At 66.1% G+C, this 1,757-nt stretch carries 1 protein-coding gene; it reads right to left on the bottom strand.

All coding sequences use genetic code 11. The features are described from left to right. The coding region (locus tag Q8M82_RS13990) for a peptide ABC transporter substrate-binding protein (RefSeq protein WP_305691948.1) at positions 1-1,266 on the bottom strand (1,266 nt) is incomplete at its 3' end. Positions 1,267-1,757 lie beyond the last annotated feature (491 nt).

Here is a 1,757-nt window from a genome sequence, read left to right as displayed (position 1 = left end):
CTTGCCGTCCTTCTCGCGAATGCCGTCGGACCCGCGCTTGTAGCCAGCGTCGTCGAGGATCTTGTTCGCCTTCTCGACGCTGAACTCATATTTCAGCTTGGTCGACTTGAAATTGGCGGGCGCGTTGACGAAGCTCGCCGTCGCGGTGCCGCCGCGGCCGTAGATGAACTTCTGGATCGAATCGCGGTCGATCAGCAGGTTGATCGCCTGGCGGATGGCCGGGTCGGACAGGGTCGGGTGCTTGGTCTTGATGCTCGAGCGCTCGCCATCGACCTCGGTCCACGGATCGGTGGTGTTGAGGATGATGAACTCGATGTCGCCCGACACCACGGCGCTGATCTTGCCGCGGCCGCCGGTCTCCATGCGCTTGAGGACCTCATCCTCGACCTGCAGGTTCCAGGCGTAGTCGTATTCGCCGGTCTGCAGCACGGCGCGGGCCGCCGAAACCGCGTCACCGCCGCCCTTGACCTCGAGCGTGTCGAAATGCGGCTGGTTGGCGATGTGATAGTCGGGGTTGCGCTCGCCGGTGAGGATGTCGCCCGGCTTGAATTCGGTGAACTTGTAGGGGCCGGTGCCGATCGGCTTCAGGTTGGCCGGCGCCTCGCGCGACTTGGCGCCCTTGTACTCGCCGAAATGGTGCTTCGGCAGGATCTGGCCGACGGTGCCGACGAAGGGGTCGGCCCAGAACGGGGTCGGCTCCTTGAAGATCACCTTGACCGTCAGGTCGTTGACCTTCTCGACCTTGATGTCCTTGTAGGAGCCGGTGGTGTAGGCGGCGGTCGCCGGATCGGCGGCATATTCCCAGGTGAAGACGACGTCGTCGGCGGTGAAGGGCTTGCCGTCATGCCATTTGACGTTGGGCTTCAGCTTCCAGGTGACCTCCTTGCCATCGGCCGAGAGGCCGCCATTGGCCTTGGACGGAACCTCGGCCGCCAGGCAGGGGATGAGGTTGCCTTCCTTGTCCCAGCCCGCGAGCGGCTCGAAGAAGATGCGCGAAGCGATCTGGTCCTTGGTGCCCGACGCGAAATGCGGGTTGAGCAGCGTCGGCGCCTGCCAGAGCAGCACCTTCAGCGGGCCGCCGCCGCCGGCCTTGGTCGGCTTGTAGGGCAGGGTGGCGTTGGCCATGGCGACGCCGTTGAAGGCCAGCAGCTGATTGGCGAAGGGCGCGGCCACGCCGACCGCAGCCGCCTTCTTCAGGAAAGACCGCCGCGACAGGGCCCCTTCCTTCACGCGGGCGATCAGCTTGCCCAGATCCTGGTCTTTCATGCGAAGTCTCCACTCATAGCTTGACGATTGCTCGGCGCTTAGCGCGCCGTTTCCCTCTCGGTCGCCTTCAGCAAGCCATGTGCCAACGCGCACGTCAACCATGCGCGGGACGCGCGGCATTGCGACATGTGGACCGATCGCCGACGGGATCGCTCCTGACCTAACGGAGCCTCCGCACGTCGGCGCCGCCGCTGCTGGCGTGGGCGCCCGGGGCTTCCCCGCGAGGCTGCGGCGCTCCAGCCCCGTGGCAGCCGCCAGCATGGTGGCGGTCCGGCTTGACGGATCGACTCCGGAAATGGAATGCATATTCCAAACGCAAGGCATAATCAAAGAAACGTGCCGGCGGCGGGGAGGCGTCATCGATGCAAGAAGCGGCAGTTACCGGCCGAGCTCTGGAGGGGCGCGTCGCGATCGTGACCGGCGCGAGCCAGGGGCTGGGCGAGGCGATCGCGCGTGAACTGGCGGCGCGGGGCGCGGCCGGCCTGCTGCTG

The sequence above is a fragment of the Allobosea sp. genome, assembly GCF_030694325.1.
GTDB lineage: Bacteria > Pseudomonadota > Alphaproteobacteria > Rhizobiales > Beijerinckiaceae > Allobosea.
Note: the sequence above shows the minus strand (reverse complement) of the source record. Positions and strands in the feature narration are given on the sequence as shown.